The organism is Tenacibaculum jejuense (assembly GCF_900198195.1).
Classification (GTDB): Bacteria; Bacteroidota; Bacteroidia; order Flavobacteriales; family Flavobacteriaceae; genus Polaribacter; species Polaribacter jejuensis.
This window is the reverse complement of the sequence record NZ_LT899436.1, coordinates 1889194-1915178: the sequence shown is the minus strand read 5'-3', so window position 1 is coordinate 1915178 and position 25985 is coordinate 1889194. Positions and strand designations below refer to the sequence as shown.

Annotated in this window: 6 protein-coding genes; all 6 read right to left on the bottom strand. The window is 37.5% G+C overall.

The genetic code is table 11. The features are described 5' to 3' along the window. Positions 1-81: 81 nt before the first annotated feature. A complete protein-coding gene (locus tag AQ1685_RS08485) occupies positions 82-303 on the bottom strand; it encodes a hypothetical protein (RefSeq protein WP_095071209.1) in 222 nt (73 codons plus the stop codon). A gap of 161 nt (positions 304-464) precedes the next feature. Next, complete coding sequence (locus tag AQ1685_RS08480; RefSeq protein WP_095075032.1) at positions 465-2504, bottom strand: OmpA family protein; 2040 nt, start codon at positions 2502-2504, stop codon at positions 465-467. 11 nt (positions 2505-2515) lie between these two features. Beyond that, positions 2516-3439, bottom strand: a complete 924-nt coding sequence (locus AQ1685_RS08475) for a PorP/SprF family type IX secretion system membrane protein (protein WP_095071207.1) — start codon at positions 3437-3439, stop codon at positions 2516-2518. A gap of 38 nt (positions 3440-3477) precedes the next feature. Further along, positions 3478-10725 carry a T9SS type B sorting domain-containing protein gene (locus AQ1685_RS08470; RefSeq protein WP_262509597.1) on the bottom strand — a complete coding sequence of 2416 codons (7248 nt, stop codon included), beginning with the start codon at positions 10723-10725 and terminating at the stop codon, positions 3478-3480. A 451-nt stretch (positions 10726-11176) separates the two neighbouring features. Continuing rightward, positions 11177-11302, bottom strand: a complete 126-nt coding sequence (locus tag AQ1685_RS20635; protein WP_394341876.1) for a hypothetical protein — start codon at positions 11300-11302, stop codon at positions 11177-11179. 206 nt (positions 11303-11508) lie between these two features. Next, on the bottom strand, positions 11509-25536 hold the full coding sequence (locus AQ1685_RS08460) for a DUF11 domain-containing protein (protein ID WP_095071199.1): 14028 nt from the start codon (positions 25534-25536) through the stop codon (positions 11509-11511). Between the last annotated feature and the right edge of the window lie 449 nt (positions 25537-25985).

Below are 25985 nucleotides of genomic sequence, written 5' to 3'. Positions count from 1 at the left end.
TGTTCAATTACGTAGTTTTTTTCAAACGAAAAGCATCGCAAAATCGCGATGCTTTTCTATTTAAAAAAGAAACAACTAAAATTATAATGCTGTTATTACCATACTAAATATTTGTAAAACAAAACCAAGTAATAGCAACATTAAACCATATTGTGACATTACAAAAATTTTGGTTTCTTCATTTTCTTCTAATGTAGAAGCTGCTTTAAGAGCATCGTGTAATTTTTTATTTGGTACTCCATACTTCGAAATGAGTAATACTCCTAACATTTGTATAATTATAGCTACTATACTAAAAATCATATTTTATTTGCAAAATTACTTTGAAATGATAGTGTAATGCATAGAGTAAATTATTTTGAATTTATTTAAAATTACTCTAAAATAGGTTCTTTTATTTTCTATAAAAAAAGCATCAATTCAAAAATGAATTGATGCTTTTTCGCATTTATAAATTTAAATAATTACATCTTCAGAATTATAAACTCTGATCTTCTGTTCAACTGATGTTCTGCTTCTGAACATGGTACACCATTAGTACACTTATTAATAAGTCTACTCTCACCATAACCTTTAGCACTTTCTATTCTATTGGTAGCAATGCCTTGACTAATTAAATATTCTCGGGTAGACTTTGCTCTTCTGTCAGATAACGCTAAATTATATTCGTCTGTATTTCTAGAATCTGTATGCGATTCAATTTTAATGACCATTTTAGGATACTGAGTCATTAGAACTACAATTTTATTTAACTCAATAGCAGCATCGTTTCTGATGTAAGATTTATCAAGATCAAAATAAATAATTCCAATTTTTATCTTCAATAAACCTCCTTCTTCAACTATTAATTTGTCAACAGTTTGTAAACCTAGAGCAACCACTGTTTCTCCTGTGATTTTATCTGTAAGTAATGGTTTGTTCTTTTCACCGTAACCTGTTTTTTCTGCTAACACTTTATACTTTGTATCACAATTTAACACTTTATTGAATCGATAGGCTCCATTTAAACCTGTTGTAGTTGTTTCTAACTTCTCTCCTGTTTCGCTGTATAAAGTTACTGTTACATTTGCTATTCTTTCTCCAGTTACTTCATTTGAAACGAAACCTCTTACAATTTGATCACATTTTGGTTTTTCTTCTTTAATAGGAACCCTTACGAAAGAGTAAATATCATCATCTCCTTTTCCTGTAGTTCGATTAGAAGAAACAAAACCTCTATTTAAATCTTCTTTTATAATGAATGAAAAATCATCTAATTTACTGTTTAGAGGTGATCCTAGATTTTTAGGATTATTAAATGTTTTATCATTTATTTTACTTTCATACACATCTAAACCTCCTAAACCTAAATGACCATCTGATGCAAAATATAATGCTCGGTCTGTTATGAAAGGAAACATTTCTCTTCCTGCTGTATTGATTTTTTCTCCTAAATTTCTAGGTTTTGAATATCTAGTAGATGAGATACTATCATTTTCTTCATCTTCAAAAACATCAACAACAAAAATATCAGTTCCTCCGATAGATCCAGGCATGTCAGAAACAAAGTACAGTAGTTTACCATCGCTACTTAATGTAGGATGACCAACAGAATACTCATCACTATTAAAAGGTAATTCTTTTATATTTCTCCACTCTTCTTCATCTTCTTCATTTTTTACTAGATCTGCACTGTATAATTTCAAATGGTTTGTTCCTTTTTTATCTCTCTTCAGTTTACCATCATAATTATTTCTAGTAAAATATACTCTTTTATGATCTGGTGTAAATGTTAGAATAGCTTCGTGATATCTTGTATTTATTGTTGAAGAAAAATCTTCAGTATTATCAATATCAGATTCAATTGCGTTAAGTTCTCCAACATATACATTCAGGAAAGGTTGTTCATTCCAATGATAAATTCTTGTATGATAATTAGAAGAATCAACAGCAGAAGAAAATACTAATTTGTCCTTGTAATACATTGGTCCGAAATCTGAATACTCGGTATTTATAGATAAATTATGCAATACAAATTGAGGTTGAATATTTAAAACATCTTCAATTGTTTGATCTATTTGATCATAATATTCTGATCGATCATCTAACTTTTTAGTCTTTTTTGCAAACTCTTTCATCCAGCGTTTGGCTTCATTATATCTTCCGATACCTTCTAAACTATGTGCATATCTAAAAATATACTCTGGGTTGATGTTTGGATAATAAGTTGAAATTAATTTATCGTAAACTCTATATGCATTTTCCATATCTGTGTTGAAGAAATATGCATCACCAGTTCTTTTTAAAACACGTAAATAATTATCGTCTTTCTTATCTTTTTTTCTATTTAAGCTATTCAGCTCTGTTTCGTAAGCTTGTGCTGCTTCTTTGTACCACATTCTTTTGAATAACTTATCAGCTTTAGGAGTAGAACTCTCTATTTCTAAGCTATCTGAAACAAAATTTTGTGCATATGAGAAGTTAAGTACACTTAAAACGAATATTAGTATAATTGATTTTTTCATTGCCATAAACTTTAAAAGAAACGTGGTGATTTTAATTGCTTTTCTTTGGTCTTTAATTCAAACCTTAACATGATTTCATGTGTTCCAGAATTAAAATCTCCAAGTCGAGTTGTGGTTAAATCGTAAGCATATCCTAGTAATAATTTAGGTGTTAATTGTAGTCCTAATAAACCACTAAAGGAATCATCCCAACGATATGCTGCTCCTAATCTCAACTTTTCATAAATTAAAAAGTTAGCAGAAATATCAACAATTGCAGGAGCTCCAACAACAAATTTACCTAAGAAAGCTGGCTTAAATTTCACATTATCACTTAAATCGAAAACTTTTCCTGCGATAAAGAAGTAGTGTAATCTTTCGGCACTTACATCAAAGTTTGTACTACTAAAGGTATCACGATCAAAATGTTTATTGGTTAAAAAGTTAGGAACTGAAATACCAATATACGATTTATCGTTTCTCCAATATAATCCTGCACCAAAAGTGGGCAGGAATTTATTGTTAATTGATCCAACATCTGGATTATTTTGGAAGCCATCAAATAAATCTACATTTAATAATCTTCCTCCTCCTTTTAATCCAAAAGATAATCTACTTTCATTATTCAAACGAATTGTATATGATAAGTTGGCATCTAGATATAATTCTCTAGATGGCCCAAGCTTATCGTGAACAAACGCAAGTCCTAATCCAAGGTTATTACCAATTGGAGACTCTATTGTTAATGATTGTGTTTGAGGAGCTCCGTCTATTCCAACCCATTGAGTTCTATGTAAACCAACCACAGTTAAGTGACCTCTAGAACCAGCATAAGCAGAATTTACAGATAGCGTATTAAACATATAATTAGTGTACTGTGGGTCTTGCTGTGCTTCAGCACTAAAAGCACTGAAGACTAGAAACAAGACTAATACTATTTTAAATTTCAAGTACATTTTCAATTTTTATTTTTAGTTTTTATCTGATTTTGATCTTATCTTACAATATATAACCAACCTACTCTAGCTTCAGAACCGTCGCCTAAATCTAATACATAATAGTATGTTCCGATTGGTAATCTTTCATCTTTATTGATTACCGCTCTTCCGTTAGATATTCCGTTAAAGCTGTTATCATAACCTTGCTTTTCATAAACTATATTACCCCATCTGTTATAAATTTCTAATTTATTATTAGGGAAATTGTTTATACAATCTATGTAGAACACATCATTTTCTCCGTTTCCGTTTGGTGAGAATTTGTTATGAATAGTTAAACATATTGGTGTAATTGTCGCACTGTTACTATCGTTATTTGGATTTCCATCGATTTGATCTAAAGATTGTAAAGATGCTGTATTCTCATAATCGTTTACATCTAAAACTCTTACTTCAATCTCTAGTAATTCAATTGCTCCTGAAGGAACAGATGGAATTGTCCAAACTCCTGCAGCTGGATCATAACTACCTGCTGTGGCTACTGAAGTTATATACTCATATCCACTTGGTAAAGCTTCTGAAATTACTACTGATGTAGCATCTAAACTTCCTTGATTCGTTACAGATATTGTAAAGTTAATCACATCGTTTATTGCTGGTTCAGCAGTATCTACATCTTTACTAACTGCTATATCGGCTGTTGGTGTGTTAATCGTAATTGACGATTCATCGTTTTCACTTTGATCACCATCATCATTGTTAGGTGTACTATTAGGATCGAACTGATCACTTGCTACGATTTGCGCAATATTAAGATATTCTCCTGCTTGTAATGTTGGCATATTCACAGTTGCATCATATGTAATTGTTAATCCTGTTAACGGTACATTTAATGCAGACCAGCTTATAGTATTTCCTGTTAATACTCCTCCATTACTGATATTTGTAATATTACTATATCCTATCGGAACAATATCTTCAAGAGCTACACCTGTTGCCATATTTGGTCCTGCATTATTAATTTGAAGTGTAAATGTAATTACATCTCCAACATTTGCATCTACATTACTTACAGATTTGATTAATTCTAAATCAGAAATTCCAACTTGAACTGTGAAACTTGCTTCATCATCATCTGCAATTCCATCACCTAAATCATCAACTGTGTTATCTGCTGAAGGATCACTATCAGGATCGATTTGATCTGCTGCTGTAATTTCAGTTTCGTTTGTAAATTCTCCAGGCACATCTGCTGGTGTATTTACAATAACATCAATAAATAATGTTTGTGATCCATTAGCTGGAATATCATCTACAGTCCATAATCCTGTAACAGGATCATAAGTTCCAGATGTTGCACTAAATTGTTGATAAACAAAACCAGATGGTAATAAATCTAGTACTTCTACATTTGTAGCATTATCTGGACCTGCATTACTTACATTGATTTGGAAACGTAAAGCATCTCCTGGCTGTGCACTAATAATACCTCCTACAGTAGTTTTATTAATCGAAAGATCTGCAACTGTTTGAACTGGTACTGTAACTGCCTCTGCATAATCATCTTCAGTAGTTACACCATTTCCTGGTGTTGAATCGCTATCTACAACATTAGATGCTGAAACTTCTGCTGTATTTAAATATACTCCTGTTGGGTTTACTCTTACATCTATTAACAATGTTTCTACATCTCCAGTAGCTAAATTACCAACAGTCCAAACTCCAGTAGTTTCATTATAAGTTCCTGTTGAAGAACTAAATGTTTGGAAATCGTATCCTGAAGGTAATAAATCAGTTACTTCAACTCCTGTGGCAGTTTGTGGACCATCATTTCTAACTGTTAATACAAAAGTAATTTCATCACCTACTAACGGAGTTGTATCTCCATCTACAACAGCTTTTGTTAATGATAAATCTGCCATTGAAATTATTGGTGTAGTTATTGCACTATCTTCATCATCTTCACTTTGATCTCCATCATCATTGTTTGGAGTAGAATCAACATCAGCAACATCTGAAGCACTTATTTGCGCTATATTCAGATAATCACCTGCAGGATTTACAAGAACGTCAATCAATAACGTTTCTGAAGTTCCGCTCGCTATATTTCCTACTGTCCAAATACCTGTTGCTTCATTATAAGTTCCTTCTGTAGAACTAAATAATACAAAGTCATATCCTGAAGGTAATAAATCAGTTACTTCAACTCCTGTAGCATCTTGTGGACCATCATTTGTTACTGTAATCTGGAATGTTATTTCAGAACCTACTAATGGAGTAGTATCTCCATCAACAACAATCTTTGTTAATGATAAATCTGCTATTGAAATTACTGGTGTAACAATTGCATTATCTTCATCATCTTCACTTTGATCTCCGTCATCGTTGTTTGGAACAGAATCTATATCAAATACATCTGAAGCTGTAACTTCTGCAATATTTAAATAATCTCCTGTTGCATTTACTAAAACATCAATTAATAGTGTTTGTGATTCTCCTGATGGAATATTACCTACTTCCCAAATACCAGTGGTTTCGTTATATAAACCAGCTGTAGAACTATATAATACAAAGTCGTAACCAGATGGTAATAAATCTCTAACTTCAACTCCTGTTGCATCTTGAGGTCCATCATTAAATACTCTAATTTCAAAAGTAATTTCTGAACCTACTAACGGAGTTGTATCTCCATCAACAACAATCTTAGTTAATGATAAATCTGCTTGATTAATTACAGGTGTTACAGTTGTTTCATCATCATCATTGATTCCATCTCCATAATCATCTGCAGCTGCATCACTTGTTGGATCACTATCTGGATCAAACTGATCACTAGCGCTAATCTCTGCATTATTCGTATAACTTATTCCTGCTCCTGGGGCATTAACCGTAGCTGTATAACTTACAATAATACTTCCATTGTTGTTTGGAACACTTAAACCTGTCCAGTCTATGGTTGTACCACTTGCTATACCGCCGTCGTTAATCACTCCAATAGTATACCCGTTCGGTACTACATCACGAAGTGCAACTCCGGTTGCTGGGTCTGGACCTGCATTGGTAACCGTTAATGTGAAGGTAACTACATCTCCTACATTTGGGGTACTATCACTGATAACCTTAACAATACTTAAATCTGATTGTTCTGGAACTACTGCAATACTATCCTCATCATCATCTGCAATACCATCACCATTATCATCTGTATTAGCATCACTTGTTGGATCACTATCTGGATCAAATTGATCGCTCGAGGTAATCTCGGCTACATTTAAATATTCATTCGCTGTTCCTGTTGGCGCATCAACTACTGCTTCAAAAGTTAACGTAATTGAACCTGAATTTGGAACACTTAAACCTGTCCAAGTAACTGTGTTTCCGCCACTGATAACTCCAGTAACTCCTCCAACTGTATTTGGATTAGTTAATCCGCTATATCCTGCTGGTACAACATCAACAACACTTACTCCTGTGGCATTGCTTGTTCCTGCATTACTGATCACTAAGCTAAAAGTAACTGTATCACCAACATTCGGTGTGCTATCACTTACTAACTTCTCTAAACTTAAATCTGATTGCTGTGGGGTAATTAATGAAGAAACTTCATCGTCCTCACTCTGATCTCCATCATCGTTATCTGGTGTACTGTTTGGATCAAACTGATCACTCGCCGTAATCTCTGCAACGTTGTTGTAACTTACTCCTGCTCCTGGCGCTAAAACGGTAGCCGTGTAGGTAACAGATAATGTGTTACTTCCTCCTGTAGCTGATACGGATAAACCTGACCAGTTTATAGTGTTACCTGTCTGTACTCCTCCATTATTTATAGTAACTACTTGTAATCCGTTTGGAACCGTATCTGCAACAGATACACCTGTAGCATCACTTGTACCATTGTTAGTAATCGTAACAGTATAAGTAATTACATCCCCTACATTTGGTGAACTAACACTTGGTGATTTTGATAACTCTAAGTCAGCCTGACCTGGAACAACACTCGCATTATCTTCATCATCTTCACTCTGGTCGCCATCATCATTGTTTGGACTACTATTTGGATCAAACTGATCGCTTCCGGTTACTTGAACTACATTGGTATACTCGCCTGCTGCTCCTGTTGGAGCATTTACAGTAACTTGGTACGTTAGATTTAATCCTGTTAATGGAATCGTAAGTCCGCTCCAGTTGATAGTCGTAGCTCCTGCGTTATAAATTCCGCCATTGTCTATACTACCTGGTACAATGCTATAACCTACTGGTAAAACATCGGCAACACTTACTCCTGTGGCTACATCTGTACCTGCGTTACTTAAAGCAACTGTGAACGTAAGAACATCACCTACTTCTACATTGTTTCCATTATTATCTGTAAAACTCTTCGCTAAACTTAAATCTGATTGCTGTGGAGTGATGTTGAAATTCGTCTCATCATCCTCACTCTGATCACCATCATCATTATTTGGACTACTATTTGGATCAAACTGATCACTCGCTGTAATCTCTGCAACATTTAAATATTGGGTTGGATCTGCTGGACTGACTGGGGCTAACACTGTAGCTTCATAAGTAACGGTGATTAATCCTCCACTTGGAATACTTAAATTACTCCACGTAGCTACATTTCCAGCTGCTGTTCCGCCATTGTTAACCGTACCTAAAGTATATCCAGCCACTGGTAAAGTATCAACGATCTCTACCCCTGTGGCATCACTTGGTCCTGCATTGGTTATTGTTAATTCAAAGACTAAAACATCACCTACATTTGGGGTAGCACTTCCGCTTGCTAAGCCTTTACTAACACTTAAATCAGCTTGCTCTACAACTGGAGTAACACTAGTCTCATCATCATCTGGTAAACCATCGGTTTTATCGTCAACTCCTGAATTGGCTGTTGGATCACTATCTGGATCAAATTGATCACTAGCGCTAATCTCTGCATTATTCGTATAACTTATTCCTGCTCCTGGAGCATTGACCGTAGCTGTATAACTTACACTAATACTTCCATTGTTGTTTGGAACACTTAAACCTGTCCAGTCTATGGTTGTACCACTTGCTATACCGCTATCGTTAATCACTCCAATAGTATATCCGTTTGGTACTACATCACGAAGTGCAACTCCGGTAGCTGGGTCTGGACCTGCATTGGTAACCGTTAATGTGAAGGTAACTACATCGCCTACATTTGGGGTACTATCACTGATAACCTTAACAATACTTAAATCTGATTGTTCTGGAACTACTGCAATACTATCCTCATCATCATCTGCAATGCCATCTCCATTATCATCTGTATTGGCATCACTTGTTGGATCACTATCTGGATCAAATTGATCACTCGAGGTAATCTCGGCTACATTTAAATATTCATTCGCTGTTCCTGTTGGCGCATCAACTACTGCTTCAAAAGTTAACGTAATTGAACCTGAATTTGGAACACTTAAACCTGTCCAAGTAACTGTGTTTCCGCCACTGATAACTCCAGTAACTCCTCCAACTGTATTTGGATTAGTTAATCCGCTATATCCTGCTGGTACAACATCAACAACACTTACTCCTGTGGCATTGCTTGTTCCTGCATTACTGATCACTAAGCTAAAAGTAACTGTATCACCAACATTCGGTGTGCTATCACTTACTAACTTCTCTAAACTTAAATCTGATTGCTGTGGGGTAATTAATGAAGAAACTTCATCGTCCTCACTCTGATCTCCATCATCGTTATCTGGTGTACTGTTTGGATCAAACTGATCACTCGCCGTAATCTCTGCAACGTTGTTGTAACTTACTCCTGCTCCTGGCGCTAAAACGGTAGCCGTGTAGGTAACAGATAATGTGTTACTTCCTCCTGTAGCTGATACGGATAAACCTGACCAAGTAATTACATTACCTGTCTGTGTTCCGCCGTTATTAACTGTAACTATTTGTAATCCGTTTGGAACCGTATCTGCAACAGATACACCTGTAGCATCACTTGTACCATTGTTAGTAATCGTAACAGTATAAGTAATTACATCCCCTACATTTGGTGAACTAACACTTGGTGATTTTGATAACTCTAAGTCAGCCTGACCTGGAACAACACTCGCATTATCTTCATCATCTTCACTCTGGTCGCCATCATCATTGTTTGGACTACTATTTGGATCAAACTGATCGCTTCCGGTTACTTGAGCTACATTGGTATACTCACCTGCTGCTCCTGTTGGAGCATTTACAGTAACTTGGTACGTTAGATTTAATCCTGTTAATGGAATCGTAAGTCCGCTCCAGTTGATAGTCGTAGCTCCTGCGTTATAAATTCCGCCATTGTCTATACTACCTGCTACAATGCTATATCCTACTGGTAAAACATCAGCAGCACTTACTCCTGTGGCTACATCTGTACCTGCGTTACTTAAAGCAACTGTGAACGTAAGAACATCACCTACTTCTACATTGTTTCCATTATTATCTGTAAAACTCTTCGCTAAACTTAAATCTGATTGCTGTGGAGTGATGTTGAAATTCGTCTCATCATCCTCACTCTGATCACCATCATCATTATTTGGACTACTATTTGGATCAAACTGATCACTCGCTGTAATCTCTGCAACATTTAAATATTGGGTTGGATCTGCTGGACTGACTGGGGCTAACACTGTAGCTTCATAAGTAACGGTGATTAATCCTCCACTTGGAATACTTAAATTACTCCACGTAGCTACATTTCCAGCTGCTGTTCCGCCATTGTTAACCGTACCTAAAGTATATCCAGCCACTGGTAAAGTATCAACGATCTCTACCCCTGTGGCATCACTTGGTCCTGCATTGGTTATTGTTAATTCAAAGACTAAAACATCACCTACATTTGGGGTAGCACTTCCGCTTGCTAAGCCTTTACTAACACTTAAATCAGCTTGCTCTACAACTGGAGTAACACTAGTCTCATCATCATCTGGTAAACCATCGGTTTTATCGTCAACTCCTGAATTGGCTGTTGGATCACTATCTGGATCAAATTGATCACTAGCGCTAATCTCTGCATTATTCGTATAACTTATTCCTGCTCCTGGAGCATTGACCGTAGCTGTATAACTTACACTAATACTTCCATTGTTGTTTGGAACACTTAAACCTGTCCAGTCTATGGTTGTACCACTTGCTATACCGCTATCGTTAATCACTCCAATAGTATATCCGTTTGGTACTACATCACGAAGTGCAACTCCGGTAGCTGGGTCTGGACCTGCATTGGTAACCGTTAATGTGAAGGTAACTACATCGCCTACATTTGGGGTACTATCACTGATAACCTTAACAATACTTAAATCTGATTGTTCTGGAACTACTGCAATACTATCCTCATCATCATCTGCAATGCCATCTCCATTATCATCTGTATTGGCATCACTTGTTGGATCACTATCTGGATCAAATTGATCACTCGAGGTAATCTCGGCTACATTTAAATATTCATTCGCTGTTCCTGTTGGCGCATCAACTACTGCTTCAAAAGTTAACGTAATTGAACCTGAATTTGGAACACTTAAACCTGTCCAAGTAACTGTGTTTCCGCCACTGATAACTCCAGTAACTCCTACTTATTTATTAGTTTTTTCCGCTATAACTCTGCTTCAAAAGTTAACGTAATTGAACCTGAATTTGGAACACTTAAACCTGTCAGTAATGTGTTTCCGCCACTGATAACTCCAGTAACCTCCATGTATTTGATTAGTTAATCCGCTATATCCTGCTGGTACAACATCACAACACTTACTCTGTGGCATTGCTTGTTCCTGCATTACTGATCACTAAGCTAAAAGTAACTGTATCACCAACATTCGGTGTGCTATCACTTACTAACTTCTCTAAACTTAAATCTGATTGCTGTGGGGTAATTAATGAAGAAACTTCATCGTCCTCACTCTGATCTCCATCATCGTTATCTGGTGTACTGTTTGGATCAAACTGATCACTCGCCGTAATCTCTGCAACGTTGTTGTAACTTACTCCTGCTCCTGGCGCTAAAACGGTAGCCGTGTAGGTAACAGATAATGTGTTACTTCCTCCTGTAGCTGATACGGATAAACCTGACCAGTTTATAGTTACCTGTCTGTATCCTCCATTATTATAGTAACTACTTGTAATCCGTTTGGAACCGTATCTGCAACAGATACACCTGTAGCATCACTTGTACCATTGTTAGTAATCGTAACAGTATAAGTAATTACATCCCCTACATTTGGTGAACTAACACTTGGTGATTTTGATAACTCTAAGTCAGCCTGACCTGGAACAACACTCGCATTATCTTCATCATCTTCACTCTGGTCGCCATCATCATTGTTTGGACTACTATTTGGATCAAACTGATCGCTTCCGGTTACTTGAACTACATTGGTATACTCGCCTGCTGCTCCTGTTGGAGCATTTACAGTAACTTGGTACGTTAGATTTAATCCTGTTAATGGAATCGTAAGTCCGCTCCAGTTGATAGTCGTAGCTCCTGCGTTATAAATTCCGCCATTGTCTATACTACCTGGTACAATGCTATAACCTACTGGTAAAACATCGGCAACACTTACTCCTGTGGCTACATCTGTACCTGCGTTACTTAAAGCAACTGTGAACGTAAGAACATCACCTACTTCTACATTGTTTCCATTATTATCTGTAAAACTCTTCGCTAAACTTAAATCTGATTGCTGTGGAGTGATGTTGAAATTCGTCTCATCATCCTCACTCTGATCACCATCATCATTATTTGGACTACTATTTGGATCAAACTGATCACTCGCTGTAATCTCTGCAACATTTAAATATTGGGTTGGATCTGCTGGACTGACTGGGGCTAACACTGTAGCTTCATAAGTAACGGTGATTAATCCTCCACTTGGAATACTTAAATTACTCCACGTAGCTACATTTCCAGCTGCTGTTCCGCCATTGTTAACCGTACCTAAAGTATATCCAGCCACTGGTAAAGTATCAACGATCTCTACCCCTGTGGCATCACTTGGTCCTGCATTGGTTATTGTTAATTCAAAGACTAAAACATCACCTACATTTGGGGTAGCACTTCCGCTTGCTAAGCCTTTACTAACACTTAAATCAGCTTGCTCTACAACTGGAGTAACACTAGTCTCATCATCATCTGGTAAACCATCGGTTTTATCGTCAACTCCTGAATTGGCTGTTGGATCACTATCTGGATCAAATTGATCACTAGCGCTAATCTCTGCATTATTCGTATAACTTATTCCTGCTCCTGGAGCATTGACCGTAGCTGTATAACTTACACTAATACTTCCATTGTTGTTTGGAACACTTAAACCTGTCCAGTCTATGGTTGTACCACTTGCTATACCGCTATCGTTAATCACTCCAATAGTATATCCGTTTGGTACTACATCACGAAGTGCAACTCCGGTAGCTGGGTCTGGACCTGCATTGGTAACCGTTAATGTGAAGGTAACTACATCGCCTACATTTGGGGTACTATCACTGATAACCTTAACAATACTTAAATCTGATTGTTCTGGAACTACTGCAATACTATCCTCATCATCATCTGCAATGCCATCTCCATTATCATCTGTATTGGCATCACTTGTTGGATCACTATCTGGATCAAATTGATCACTCGAGGTAATCTCGGCTACATTTAAATATTCATTCGCTGTTCCTGTTGGCGCATCAACTACTGCTTCAAAAGTTAACGTAATTGAACCTGAATTTGGAACACTTAAACCTGTCCAAGTAACTGTGTTTCCGCCACTGATAACTCCAGTAACTCCTCCAACTGTATTTGGATTAGTTAATCCGCTATATCCTGCTGGTACAACATCAACAACACTTACTCCTGTGGCATTGCTTGTTCCTGCATTACTGATCACTAAGCTAAAAGTAACTGTATCACCAACATTCGGTGTGCTATCACTTACTAACTTCTCTAAACTTAAATCTGATTGCTGTGGGGTAATTAATGAAGAAACTTCATCGTCCTCACTCTGATCTCCATCATCGTTATCTGGTGTACTGTTTGGATCAAACTGATCACTCGCCGTAATCTCTGCAACGTTGTTGTAACTTACTCCTGCTCCTGGCGCTAAAACGGTAGCCGTGTAGGTAACAGATAATGTGTTACTTCCTCCTGTAGCTGATACGGATAAACCTGACCAAGTAATTACATTACCTGTCTGTGTTCCGCCGTTATTAACTGTAACTATTTGTAATCCGTTTGGAACCGTATCTGCAACAGATACACCTGTAGCATCACTTGTACCATTGTTAGTAATCGTAACAGTATAAGTAATTACATCCCCTACATTTGGTGAACTAACACTTGGTGATTTTGATAACTCTAAGTCAGCCTGACCTGGAACAACACTCGCATTATCTTCATCATCTTCACTCTGGTCGCCATCATCATTGTTTGGACTACTATTTGGATCAAACTGATCGCTTCCGGTTACTTGAGCTACATTGGTATACTCACCTGCTGCTCCTGTTGGAGCATTTACAGTAACTTGGTACGTTAGATTTAATCCTGTTAATGGAATCGTAAGTCCGCTCCAGTTGATAGTCGTAGCTCCTGCGTTATAAATTCCGCCATTGTCTATACTACCTGCTACAATGCTATATCCTACTGGTAAAACATCAGCAGCACTTACTCCTGTGGCTACATCTGTACCTGCGTTACTTAAAGCAACTGTGAACGTAAGAACATCACCTACTTCTACATTGTTTCCATTATTATCTGTAAAACTCTTCGCTAAACTTAAATCTGATTGCTGTGGAGTGATGTTGAAATTCGTCTCATCATCCTCACTCTGATCACCATCATCATTATTTGGACTACTATTTGGATCAAACTGATCACTCGCTGTAATCTCTGCAACATTTAAATATTGGGTTGGATCTGCTGGACTGACTGGGGCTAACACTGTAGCTTCATAAGTAACGGTGATTAATCCTCCACTTGGAATACTTAAATTACTCCACGTAGCTACATTTCCAGCTGCTGTTCCGCCATTGTTAACCGTACCTAAAGTATATCCAGCCACTGGTAAAGTATCAACGATCTCTACCCCTGTGGCATCACTTGGTCCTGCATTGGTTATTGTTAATTCAAAGACTAAAACATCACCTACATTTGGGGTAGCACTTCCGCTTGCTAAGCCTTTACTAACACTTAAATCAGCTTGCTCTACAACTGGAGTAACACTAGTCTCATCATCATCTGGTAAACCATCGGTTTTATCGTCAACTCCTGAATTGGCTGTTGGATCACTATCTGGATCAAATTGATCACTAGCGCTAATCTCTGCATTATTCGTATAACTTATTCCTGCTCCTGGAGCATTGACCGTAGCTGTATAACTTACACTAATACTTCCATTGTTGTTTGGAACACTTAAACCTGTCCAGTCTATGGTTGTACCACTTGCTATACCGCTATCGTTAATCACTCCAATAGTATATCCGTTTGGTACTACATCACGAAGTGCAACTCCGGTAGCTGGGTCTGGACCTGCATTGGTAACCGTTAATGTGAAGGTAACTACATCGCCTACATTTGGGGTACTATCACTGATAACCTTAACAATACTTAAATCTGATTGTTCTGGAACTACTGCAATACTATCCTCATCATCATCTGCAATGCCATCTCCATTATCATCTGTATTGGCATCACTTGTTGGATCACTATCTGGATCAAATTGATCACTCGAGGTAATCTCGGCTACATTTAAATATTCATTCGCTGTTCCTGTTGGCGCATCAACTACTGCTTCAAAAGTTAACGTAATTGAACCTGAATTTGGAACACTTAAACCTGTCCAAGTAACTGTGTTTCCGCCACTGATAACTCCAGTAACTCCTCCAACTGTATTTGGATTAGTTAATCCGCTATATCCTGCTGGTACAACATCAACAACACTTACTCCTGTGGCATTGCTTGTTCCTGCATTACTGATCACTAAGCTAAAAGTAACTGTATCACCAACATTCGGTGTGCTATCACTTACTAACTTCTCTAAACTTAAATCTGATTGCTGTGGGGTAATTAATGAAGAAACTTCATCGTCCTCACTCTGATCTCCATCATCGTTATCTGGTGTACTGTTTGGATCAAACTGATCACTCGCCGTAATCTCTGCAACGTTGTTGTAACTTACTCCTGCTCCTGGCGCTAAAACGGTAGCCGTGTAGGTAACAGATAATGTGTTACTTCCTCCTGTAGCTGATACGGATAAACCTGACCAAGTAATTACATTACCTGTCTGTGTTCCGCCGTTATTAACTGTAACTATTTGTAATCCGTTTGGAACCGTATCTGCAACAGATACACCTGTAGCATCACTTGTACCATTGTTAGTAATCGTAACAGTATAAGTAATTACATCGCCTACATTTGGTGAACTAACACTTGGTGATTTTGATAACTCTAAGTCAGCTTGACCTGGAACAACACTCGCATTATCTTCATCGTCCTCACTCTGATCGCCATCATCATTGTTTGGTGTACTATTTGGATCAAACTGATCGCTTCCGGTTACTTGAGCTACATTGGTATACTCACCTGCTGCTCCTGTTGGAGCATTTACAGTAACTTGGTACGTTAGATTTAATCCTGTTAATGGAATCGTAAGTCCGCTCCAGTTGATAGTCGTAGCTCCTGCGTTATAAATTCCGCCATTGTCTATACTACCTGCTACAATGCTATATCCTACTGGTAAAACATCAGCAGCACTTACTCCTGTGGCTACATCTGTACCTGCGTTACTTAAAGCAACTGTGAACGTAAGAACATCACCTACTTCTACATTGTTTCCATTATTATCTGTAAAACTCTTCGCTAAACTTAAATCTGATTGCTGTGGAGTGATGTTGAAATTCGTCTCATCATCCTCGCTCTGATCACCATCATCATTATTTGGACTACTATTTGGATCAAACTGATCGCTCGCTGTAATCTCTGCAACATTTAAATATTGGGTTGGATCTGCTGGACTGACTGGGGCTAACACTGTAGCTTCATAAGTAACGGTGATTAATCCTCCACTTGGAATACTTAAATTACTCCACGTAGCTACATTTCCAGCTGCTGTTCCGCCATTGTTAACCGTACCTAAAGTATATCCAGCCACTGGTAAAGTATCAACGATCTCTACCCCTGTGGCATCACTTGGTCCTGCATTGGTTATTGTTAATTCAAAGACTAAAACATCACCTACATTTGGGGTAGCACTTCCGCTTGCTAAGCCTTTACTAACACTTAAATCAGCTTGCTCTACAACTGGAGTAACACTAGTCTCATCATCATCTGGTAAACCATCGGTTTTATCGTCAACTCCTGAATTTACTGTTGGATCACTATCTGGATCAAATTGATCACTAGCGCTAATCTCTGCATTATTCGTATAACTTATTCCTGCTCCTGGAGCATTGACCGTAGCTGTATAACTTACACTAATACTTCCATTGTTGTTTGGAACACTTAAACCTGTCCAGTCTATGGTTGTACCACTTGCTATACCGCTATCGTTAATCACTCCAATAGTATATCCGTTTGGTACTACATCACGAAGTGCAACTCCGGTAGCTGGGTCTGGACCTGCATTGGTAACCGTTAATGTGAAGGTAACTACATCGCCTACATTTGGGGTACTATCACTGATAACCTTAACAATACTTAAATCTGATTGTTCTGGAACTACTGCAATACTATCCTCATCATCATCTGCAATGCCATCTCCATTATCATCTGTATTGGCATCACTTGTTGGATCACTATCTGGATCAAATTGATCACTCGAGGTAATCTCAGCTACATTTAAATATTCATTCGCTGCTCCTGTTGGCGCATCAACTACTGCTTCAAAAGTTAACGTAATTGAACCTGTATTTGGAACACTTAAACCTGTCCAAGTAACTGTGTTTCCGCCACTGATAACTCCAGTAACTCCTCCAACTGTGTTTGGATTAGTTAATCCGCTATATCCTGCTGGTACAACATCAACAACACTTACTCCTGTGGCATTGCTTGTTCCTGCATTACTGATCACTAAGCTAAAGGTAACTGTATCACCAACATTCGGTGTACTATCACTTACTAACTTCTCTAAACTTAAATCTGATTGCTGTGGGGTAATTAATGAAGAAACTTCATCGTCCTCACTCTGATCTCCATCATCGTTATCTGGTGTACTGTTTGGATCAAACTGATCACTCGCCGTAATCTCTGCAACGTTGTTGTAACTTACTCCTGCTCCTGGCGCTAAAACGGTAGCCGTGTAGGTAACAGATAATGTGTTACTTCCTCCTGTAGCTGATACGGATAAACCTGACCAAGTAATTACATTACCTGTCTGTGTTCCGCCGTTATTAACTGTAACTATTTGTAATCCGTTTGGAACCGTATCTGCAACAGATACACCTGTAGCATCACTTGTACCATTGTTAGTAATCGTAACAGTATAAGTAATTACATCGCCTACATTTGGTGAACTAACACTTGGTGATTTTGATAACTCTAAGTCAGCTTGACCTGGAACAACACTCGCATTATCTTCATCGTCCTCACTCTGATCGCCATCATCATTGTTTGGTGTACTATTTGGATCAAACTGATCGCTTCCGGTTACTTGAGCTACATTGGTATACTCACCTGCTGCTCCTGTTGGAGCATTTACAGTAACTTGGTACGTTAGATTTAATCCTGTTAATGGAATCGTAAGTCCGCTCCAGTTGATAGTCGTAGCTCCTGCGTTATAAATTCCGCCATTGTCTATACTACCTGCTACAATGCTATATCCTACTGGTAAAACATCAGCAGCACTTACTCCTGTGGCTACATCTGTACCTGCGTTACTTAAAGCAACTGTGAACGTAAGAACATCACCTACTTCTACATTGTTTCCATTATTATCTGTAAAACTCTTCGCTAAACTTAAATCTGATTGCTGTGGAGTGATGTTGAAATTCGTCTCATCATCCTCGCTCTGATCACCATCATCATTATTTGGACTACTATTTGGATCAAACTGATCGCTCGCTGTAATCTCTGCAACATTTAAATATTGGGTTGGATCTGCTGGACTGACTGGGGCTAACACTGTAGCTTCATAAGTAACGGTGATTAATCCTCCACTTGGAATACTTAAATTACTCCACGTAGCTACATTTCCAGCTGCTGTTCCGCCATTGTTAACCGTACCTAAAGTATATCCAGCCACTGGTAAAGTATCAACGATCTCTACCCCTGTGGCATCACTTGGTCCTGCATTGGTTATTGTTAATTCAAAGACTAAAACATCACCTACATTTGGGGTAGCACTTCCGCTTGCTAAGCCTTTACTAACACTTAAATCAGCTTGCTCTACAACTGGAGTAACACTAGTCTCATCATCATCTGGTAAACCATCGGTTTTATCGTCAACTCCTGAATTTACTGTTGGATCACTATCTGGATCAAATTGATCACTAGCGCTAATCTCTGCATTATTCGTATAACTTATTCCTGCTCCTGGAGCATTGACCGTAGCTGTATAACTTACACTAATACTTCCATTGTTGTTTGGAACACTTAAACCTGTCCAGTCTATGGTTGTACCACTTGCTATACCGCTATCGTTAATCACTCCAATAGTATATCCGTTTGGTACTACATCACGAAGTGCAACTCCGGTAGCTGGGTCTGGACCTGCATTGGTAACCGTTAATGTGAAGGTAACTACATCGCCTACATTTGGGGTACTATCACTGATAACCTTAACAATACTTAAATCTGATTGTTCTGGAACTACTGCAATACTATCCTCATCATCATCTGCAATGCCATCTCCATTATCATCTGTATTGGCATCACTTGTTGGATCACTATCTGGATCAAATTGATCACTCGAGGTAATCTCAGCTACATTTAAATATTCATTCGCTGCTCCTGTTGGCGCATCAACTACTGCTTCAAAAGTTAACGTAATTGAACCTGTATTTGGAACACTTAAACCTGTCCAAGTAACTGTGTTTCCGCCACTGATAACTCCAGTAACTCCTCCAACTGTGTTTGGATTAGTTAATCCGCTATATCCTGCTGGTACAACATCAACAACACTTACTCCTGTGGCATTGCTTGTTCCTGCATTACTGATCACTAAGCTAAAGGTAACTGTATCACCAACATTCGGTGTACTATCACTTACTAACTTCTCTAAACTTAAATCTGATTGCTGTGGAGTTGGGATAGTTAAAGCATCTTCATCTGGTTCACTTTGATCACCATCATCGTTATTTGGTGTACTTCCATTATCATTTTGATCTGCATCAGTAACTTGAACCACGTTTTTATATTCATCTGGAACTCCAGTTGGCGCATTTATAATAGCATCGTATGTTAGTACAATACTACTTCCTGAAGCTATAGTCAAATTATTCCATGTTATTGTTTTTCTATCAAAACTGGCAATACCACTATTAGATATTGTTCCTGTTTGTAATTCATAACCAGGTGGTAATAAATCTTGAATCTGAACTCCTGTAGCTGTAGATAATCCACCTGCATTAGAAACTTCTATTTCAAAAGTAACTGTACTACCAACCGTTGTTGATGTTAAAACAGGGTTTGTTCTTTTATCAACTGATAAAGCTATCTCATCTAATGTAAATGTAGCATCATCTTGATCATCTTCTGCTGCTATTGAATTTCCTGGTGTGCTATCTGGATCTGGTAAATCTGAAGCTGTTACTTGAGCAGAATTCACATATATACCAGTAGAATTTACTGTAGCGTCAAATGTTAATACAGTATTTCCTCCGTTAGGAATACTTAAGCCACTCCATGTAATAATTCCAGAACCAGCATTGTAAGTACCTCCTGATGAAATTGTTCCAGGTGTTAATGTATATCCTGATGGTAAAATATCTTGTACTTCTACTCCAGTTGCATCTCCTGTTGTTGCTGCACTTGCAACATTATCCACTTGAATCGTAAACGTAACTGTATCTCCTGCATTTCCTGATGTTGGTGCAACTGATTTTGTTAATTCTAAATCAGCTTGCTCTAAGGTAATAGCTGCATCATCTTGATCATCTTCAGTTGCAACCTTATTTCCCGGTGTACTATCTGGATCTGCTTGATCTGCAGCCATTACTTGAACTGAATTTGTATATTCATTTGCAGCTCCTGTTGGTGCATTCACAATGGCGTCAAAAGTTAATACAACCGAATTCGCTCCAACTGGTACACTAGCTAAGCTCCAAGAGATTTCATCTCCTGTACCGTTTAAGGTACCACTACTACTAATAGCTGTTATATTACTGTAACCAACAGGTATAATATCTTCAATAACTACATTTGTAGCTATATCTGGACCATCATTACTAACATTTATTGTAAATGTTACTGTATTTCCAACACTTACATCTGTTGGAGAAACTAATTTTTCTAAAGATAAATCTGCTGATTGAATTGTTATAGTTTCATCATCTTGATCATCTTCTGCGATAATATTATTATTCGGTGTACTATCTGGATCAAACTGATCACTAGCTGTAATTTGTGCTACATTTGTATATTCACCTGCTGCTCCAGTTGGCGCATTTACGGTGACATCGTATGTTAAATTTATCGTACTTCCATTTGCAATATTTAATCCTGACCAAGTAACAGTTTTACTTCCTAAATCGAACGTTCCTCCATTACTAACCGTACCTGGAACTAAGTCAAAACCTACAGGTAAAATATCTTGAACATTAACTCCTGTTGCATTTGCATTAGTAGACGATGAATTATCATTAAATACAGCTACTGTAAAAGTTATAACATCTCCTACATTAACTGAGGTTAAACTTGCAGACTTGTTTAATTCTAAATCAGCATTAGCTTTTATTTCTATGGTAACACGATCACTAACTGGTGTACAAGTACCATTATTTACTGTCCATTCAAAAACATATATTCCTACTCCAGCTCCTGTTACTGCTGTATTTGGATTGTCATTATCAATAAAATTTACCGTTGAAGGCCCAGATACTTGCGTCCAAGTTCCAGTTCCAGAAGAAGCTGGAGTAGCTCCAAGTGTTAAACTTGAAAACTCAGCAATACACTGATCTGGTCCTGCTTCTGCAACAAGAGGATCTGAAACTACTTCTATAGTTACCGTATCTTCAAATGAACAACCATCATCACCTGTAGTAGTAGTTCTCCATCTAAACTCATAAGTTCCAGTTACTAAACCTAGAACAATACTATTAGGATTATTTGGTGCTGTTATTGTTGGACTGTTTGGTCCTGAAACTAAACTCCATGTTCCAATACCAGATGAAACAGGTGTTGCTCCCAAATTTGTTTGAGTAGCATCACATAATACTTGATCTGGCCCTGCTTCTGCTTCTGTAGGAGGAACATCGTTAAATGTTATTGTTACACTATCTGGTTGTGGTTCACAAGCAGAAGGATTAGTGAATGGTCCATTAGAAACAGTCCATGTAAGAACATATGTCCCTACTTCTATGTTTGATAATGTTGTATTTGGATTATTCGGGCTATCTATAGTTGTTGAAGAACCTGCTGGTGCACTAGTTATAGACCATGCTCCAAGTCCTACTGTTGGGAAAGTTGCATTAGTTTGAAAATCTAACTGACACGCATTTGGCTGGTCTGGTCCTGCTTCAATTGGTGTTGGAGCTTCAAAAACTTCTATCCTCATTACATCAGCTAACTTCACACAATTTCCGTTAGAAAAAGTCCATTCAACTACATAAATACCTGGAGTACTTAATCCACTTATTGTGGTTGTAGGCGAAGTTGGTGAATCTACAACAGCTGTATTACCTGATGGACCAAATGTGATTATCCATTCTGCAGTAGTACCATCTGCTGGCGGTGTATTTCCTGCCATTGTTGCCGTGGTGGTATCTGCATTACATATATCTTGATCGGGACCTGCATCTGGGTCAAAGCTTGGTGTTCCACTAACTATTACTTGAACTGTATCGTTAGTACTTGGACAACCTCCACCAGAAGCAAAAGTATGTGCATCTGTTGTATATTGAAATACATATGTTCCAGGACCTGAAGTAGAAATATCTACATTAGCTACTGGTCCATTAGGTGATGGAGACTGTGAAATTACTTCTCCTGCTGGTCCAGACACTTTAGTCCAAGTACCTGTAGAATTTTCATTTCCTTCTAAAAATATACTTGTTACATCACATAAATTTTGATCTGGCCCTGTATTTGCACTTGTGTAAACTTCAACTATTACATCATCGAAAGACTCAGGACAAAGAGGGTTATTAATACCTTTAATAGTCCATCTAAAAGTATATGTTCCTGTTATTAAACCAGTAACATTTGTATTTGGGTTACTCGCATCTGCTATATTAGGACTATTAGGCGCTCCTGCAAGTAATGACCAAGTACCTATTTCTGTACCGGAATTAAAAGTATTTCCCCCAAGTGTTACATTTGATAAGTTACAAACATTTTGGTCTGATCCAGCATTTGCTGTTGTAGGTGGAATTCCTACATCTATTGTAATTTGATCAGAATCAGTTGAACAACTTCCTGCTTCTACTGTCCATTCAAAAACATATGTTCCATTGCTTATAAAACTAACAGTAGCTGTTGGATCATTTATATCACTAAATGAAAAACCTCCAGGACCCGATACATATGACCATGTTCCTGTAGCTCCCGATGAAGTAGTAGCTGTCATTACTGTAGAGCTAGCACAAATAGACTGATCTGGTGCTGCTGATGCTGAAGCTGGGACTGCAATAACTACATCTACATCATCCATAGTTGCGGTACATGTACCAGAATCATCGGTTATTGTCCATGTAAAAGTATAAGCTCCATCTGAAGGAACAGTGGCCGTGGCATTAGGATCATTTGCATTAGGCGCAAAAGATACACCAGCAGCAGATGAAGCTGTCCATGTACCAGTTGTACCGATATCTGCTGCATTAGCACCTAAATTAAATGATAAAGTTCCAGATGACAAACATTGATCTGGACCAGCATCTGCGGGTGTTGGTGCTGAATCTGCTGTAGTATTTACTGTTATATTATTAGAGGTAGGTGTAGCACATCCAGAAGGCCCTGGATTTGTGTAGTCTATTGTCCAAGTAAAAATATATGAACTAGAAGGACTAGTTAAACCTGTAATTACAGCATTAGGGTCATTAATGTCTGAAAATGTCACAGTACTTGGATTACCAGGATCTGCCGTCCATGTTCCAATTTCTCCCGCTCCTGGTTCATTTGCTGCCATAAAAACTGGAGCTCCAAAACAAACGTTTTGATCAGGTCCTGTAGCTGCAGCTGTTAAGGAACCACTAGAAACATTGACTGTTACGGTGTCTGGTGTGATTGGACATGCCGAACCACCACCTTGAAAAGTATATTGAAATTCGTATGTACCTGGAATTAAACCAGAAACATTTGCAGTTGTGACAAAAGGGTCTGCGATTGTTGCTGTATTTGGACCACTAATTTGACTCCAAATTGGAGTACCTGCAGTAGGTATATTACCTATTAAACTTGTAGATGCAGTACCACACGATTCACTAAAGTCTAAACCTGCATTTGGTGAATTTGTATTTGCTGAAACTGTTATGTTAATAGTATCAAATCCATCTGTACATCCACTAGATAATTGTCCTCCTTCTCTTCTAACAAATTCTAAAACATAAGTACCTTCTTCTACTAAATCTACATTAAGGTTGGTTCCTCCTGCATTTGAGAGGGCGTTTGGGAATGGTCCTAAAGGTGAATCAGCTGGTCCACTTACAATTCTATATTGATTAAAACCTGTTCCTGTAGATGCAATTGGTATATCAAAATTAGTTTGCCCACAGGTTCCGAATATATCATTACCACTGTTTACAGTAACTGTTCTAGATGAACCTCTAAAAATAACTCTGTATTCTCTAAATGAATCACATCCTGTAACTGAATTTACTAACCTATATCTAAAAGTATAAGGATCTCCTGCTGGAGATAAATTGCTTATTACCGTAGTTGGACTTGTTGGTGATTGAATTGAACCACCTGGTAATGCTGTACCTCCAGTTTGCGTCCAAGAAACAGTTTCTCCAGCAAATTGTGGTTGCGCTCCTTCTAATGTTATTTCATTGATACCTGTATCACATATAAAATAATTTAATCGAGATCCAGATACGTCAGTTACATCTTGTGTTGCAGCCGGTACTGTTATAGTTACTGTATCTTCAGCAGTTGAACAAGGACCTCCTACGCTCCATCTTAACACATAAGTTCCTTCTCTTAAACCACTAATACCTGTATCTGCGTCATTAATATCTGCAAAATTTGGAATACTTGGTCCACTAACAAAACTCCAAGATCCAACCTGACCATTTAAACTACAACCTCCAAAAGTTGCATCTAAATTTGTTCCTGTAGTAGTTGTATAACAATTACTCAATGTTTGATCGAAACCAGCGTCTACGGGTTGAACTCCACCATAATTGGTTACTTGGATATCAGATTGTGATCTACAAAATAACCCCGGTGCATATTCTCTTTCTATAATCCAAGAAAGTGTAGATGTACCACAACTGGTTGCTGGCATTGTTAATGTTGTTGTTTCTGAATTTGGAAAATCTATAGTTACACCAGCAGGGTTTGATGCTGATGTGATTTCCCATCTTCCTGTTTCTCCCGCAACCAAAGGCGCATTACCTGAAACGGAAACATTCCCCATACTATCTGGACAAAATTCTATGTCCATTCCTCCATTGGCTTGTGTTAGGGGTTCAACAATAACTTCTACTTCTTGAGTTAATGGTGTACAGTTGGCGGAAAAACTAAAACGATACGTATTTCCTCCTACCATTCCAAAAACTGCAGAAGTAGGATCGTTAACATCATCGATGATAACAGACGGACCTGCAATTTGTGTCCAAGTTGTTTGATCTGGTGGTGTTAAAGCTTGCCCAGTAAAATTAAACGGTGAACCTTCACAGATTCTAAAATTAAGATCTCCCGCATTAATTGTACATGTTTGAGCTTCCGCATTGAATTGTATTAATGTATTTACTAATACAAACAATAGGAACACCTTTACTCTTAAAGCACTGATAATGGAGTACTTTTTTTTCATAAAAAATGACTTATTTAGGTTAGTTAAAAACTATTTAAAAGGATAAAAACGAAGATGAGTTGTAAAATTACTTTACCAGAATACAAACACTACAAAAAAAACCGTTACTAAATGCTTCTTTAGAATGCTAAATTTAGATTAGAAGAAATTGGCTGGCTCGGGGAAACTTACATGTGAATTTCTAAATCTTTGTATTATGTGATTTGAACTAGAGCGTAATTTAATTCATATACGTTATTATACTTTATACTGATTATTATAAATAACAGTAGTTAGAAATTCGAAATGTTTGGTTAAGTTGTTATTCTTAAATGAGGTTTAACAACAGTATAAATATAAAAACTTTTAACAATTATTAACACATAAACTATTTTTTTTACAAAAAAAAGTAGTTCTGAATCAAAAAATTTAGTGATTACAACTTCTACAGGAGAATAATTTTTATCAAT

What these genes read in the sequence shown, in the direction of transcription:
- AQ1685_RS08485 (WP_095071209.1), bottom strand. Translation starts at nt 303, where the DNA reads ATGATTTTTAGTATAGTAGCTATAATTATACAAATGTTAGGAGTATTA.
- AQ1685_RS08480 (WP_095075032.1), bottom strand. Translation starts at nt 2,504, where the DNA reads ATGAAAAAATCAATTATACTAATATTCGTTTTAAGTGTACTTAACTTC.
- AQ1685_RS08475 (WP_095071207.1), bottom strand. Translation starts at nt 3,439, where the DNA reads ATGTACTTGAAATTTAAAATAGTATTAGTCTTGTTTCTAGTCTTCAGT.
- AQ1685_RS08460 (WP_095071199.1), bottom strand. Translation starts at nt 25,536, where the DNA reads ATGAAAAAAAAGTACTCCATTATCAGTGCTTTAAGAGTAAAGGTGTTC.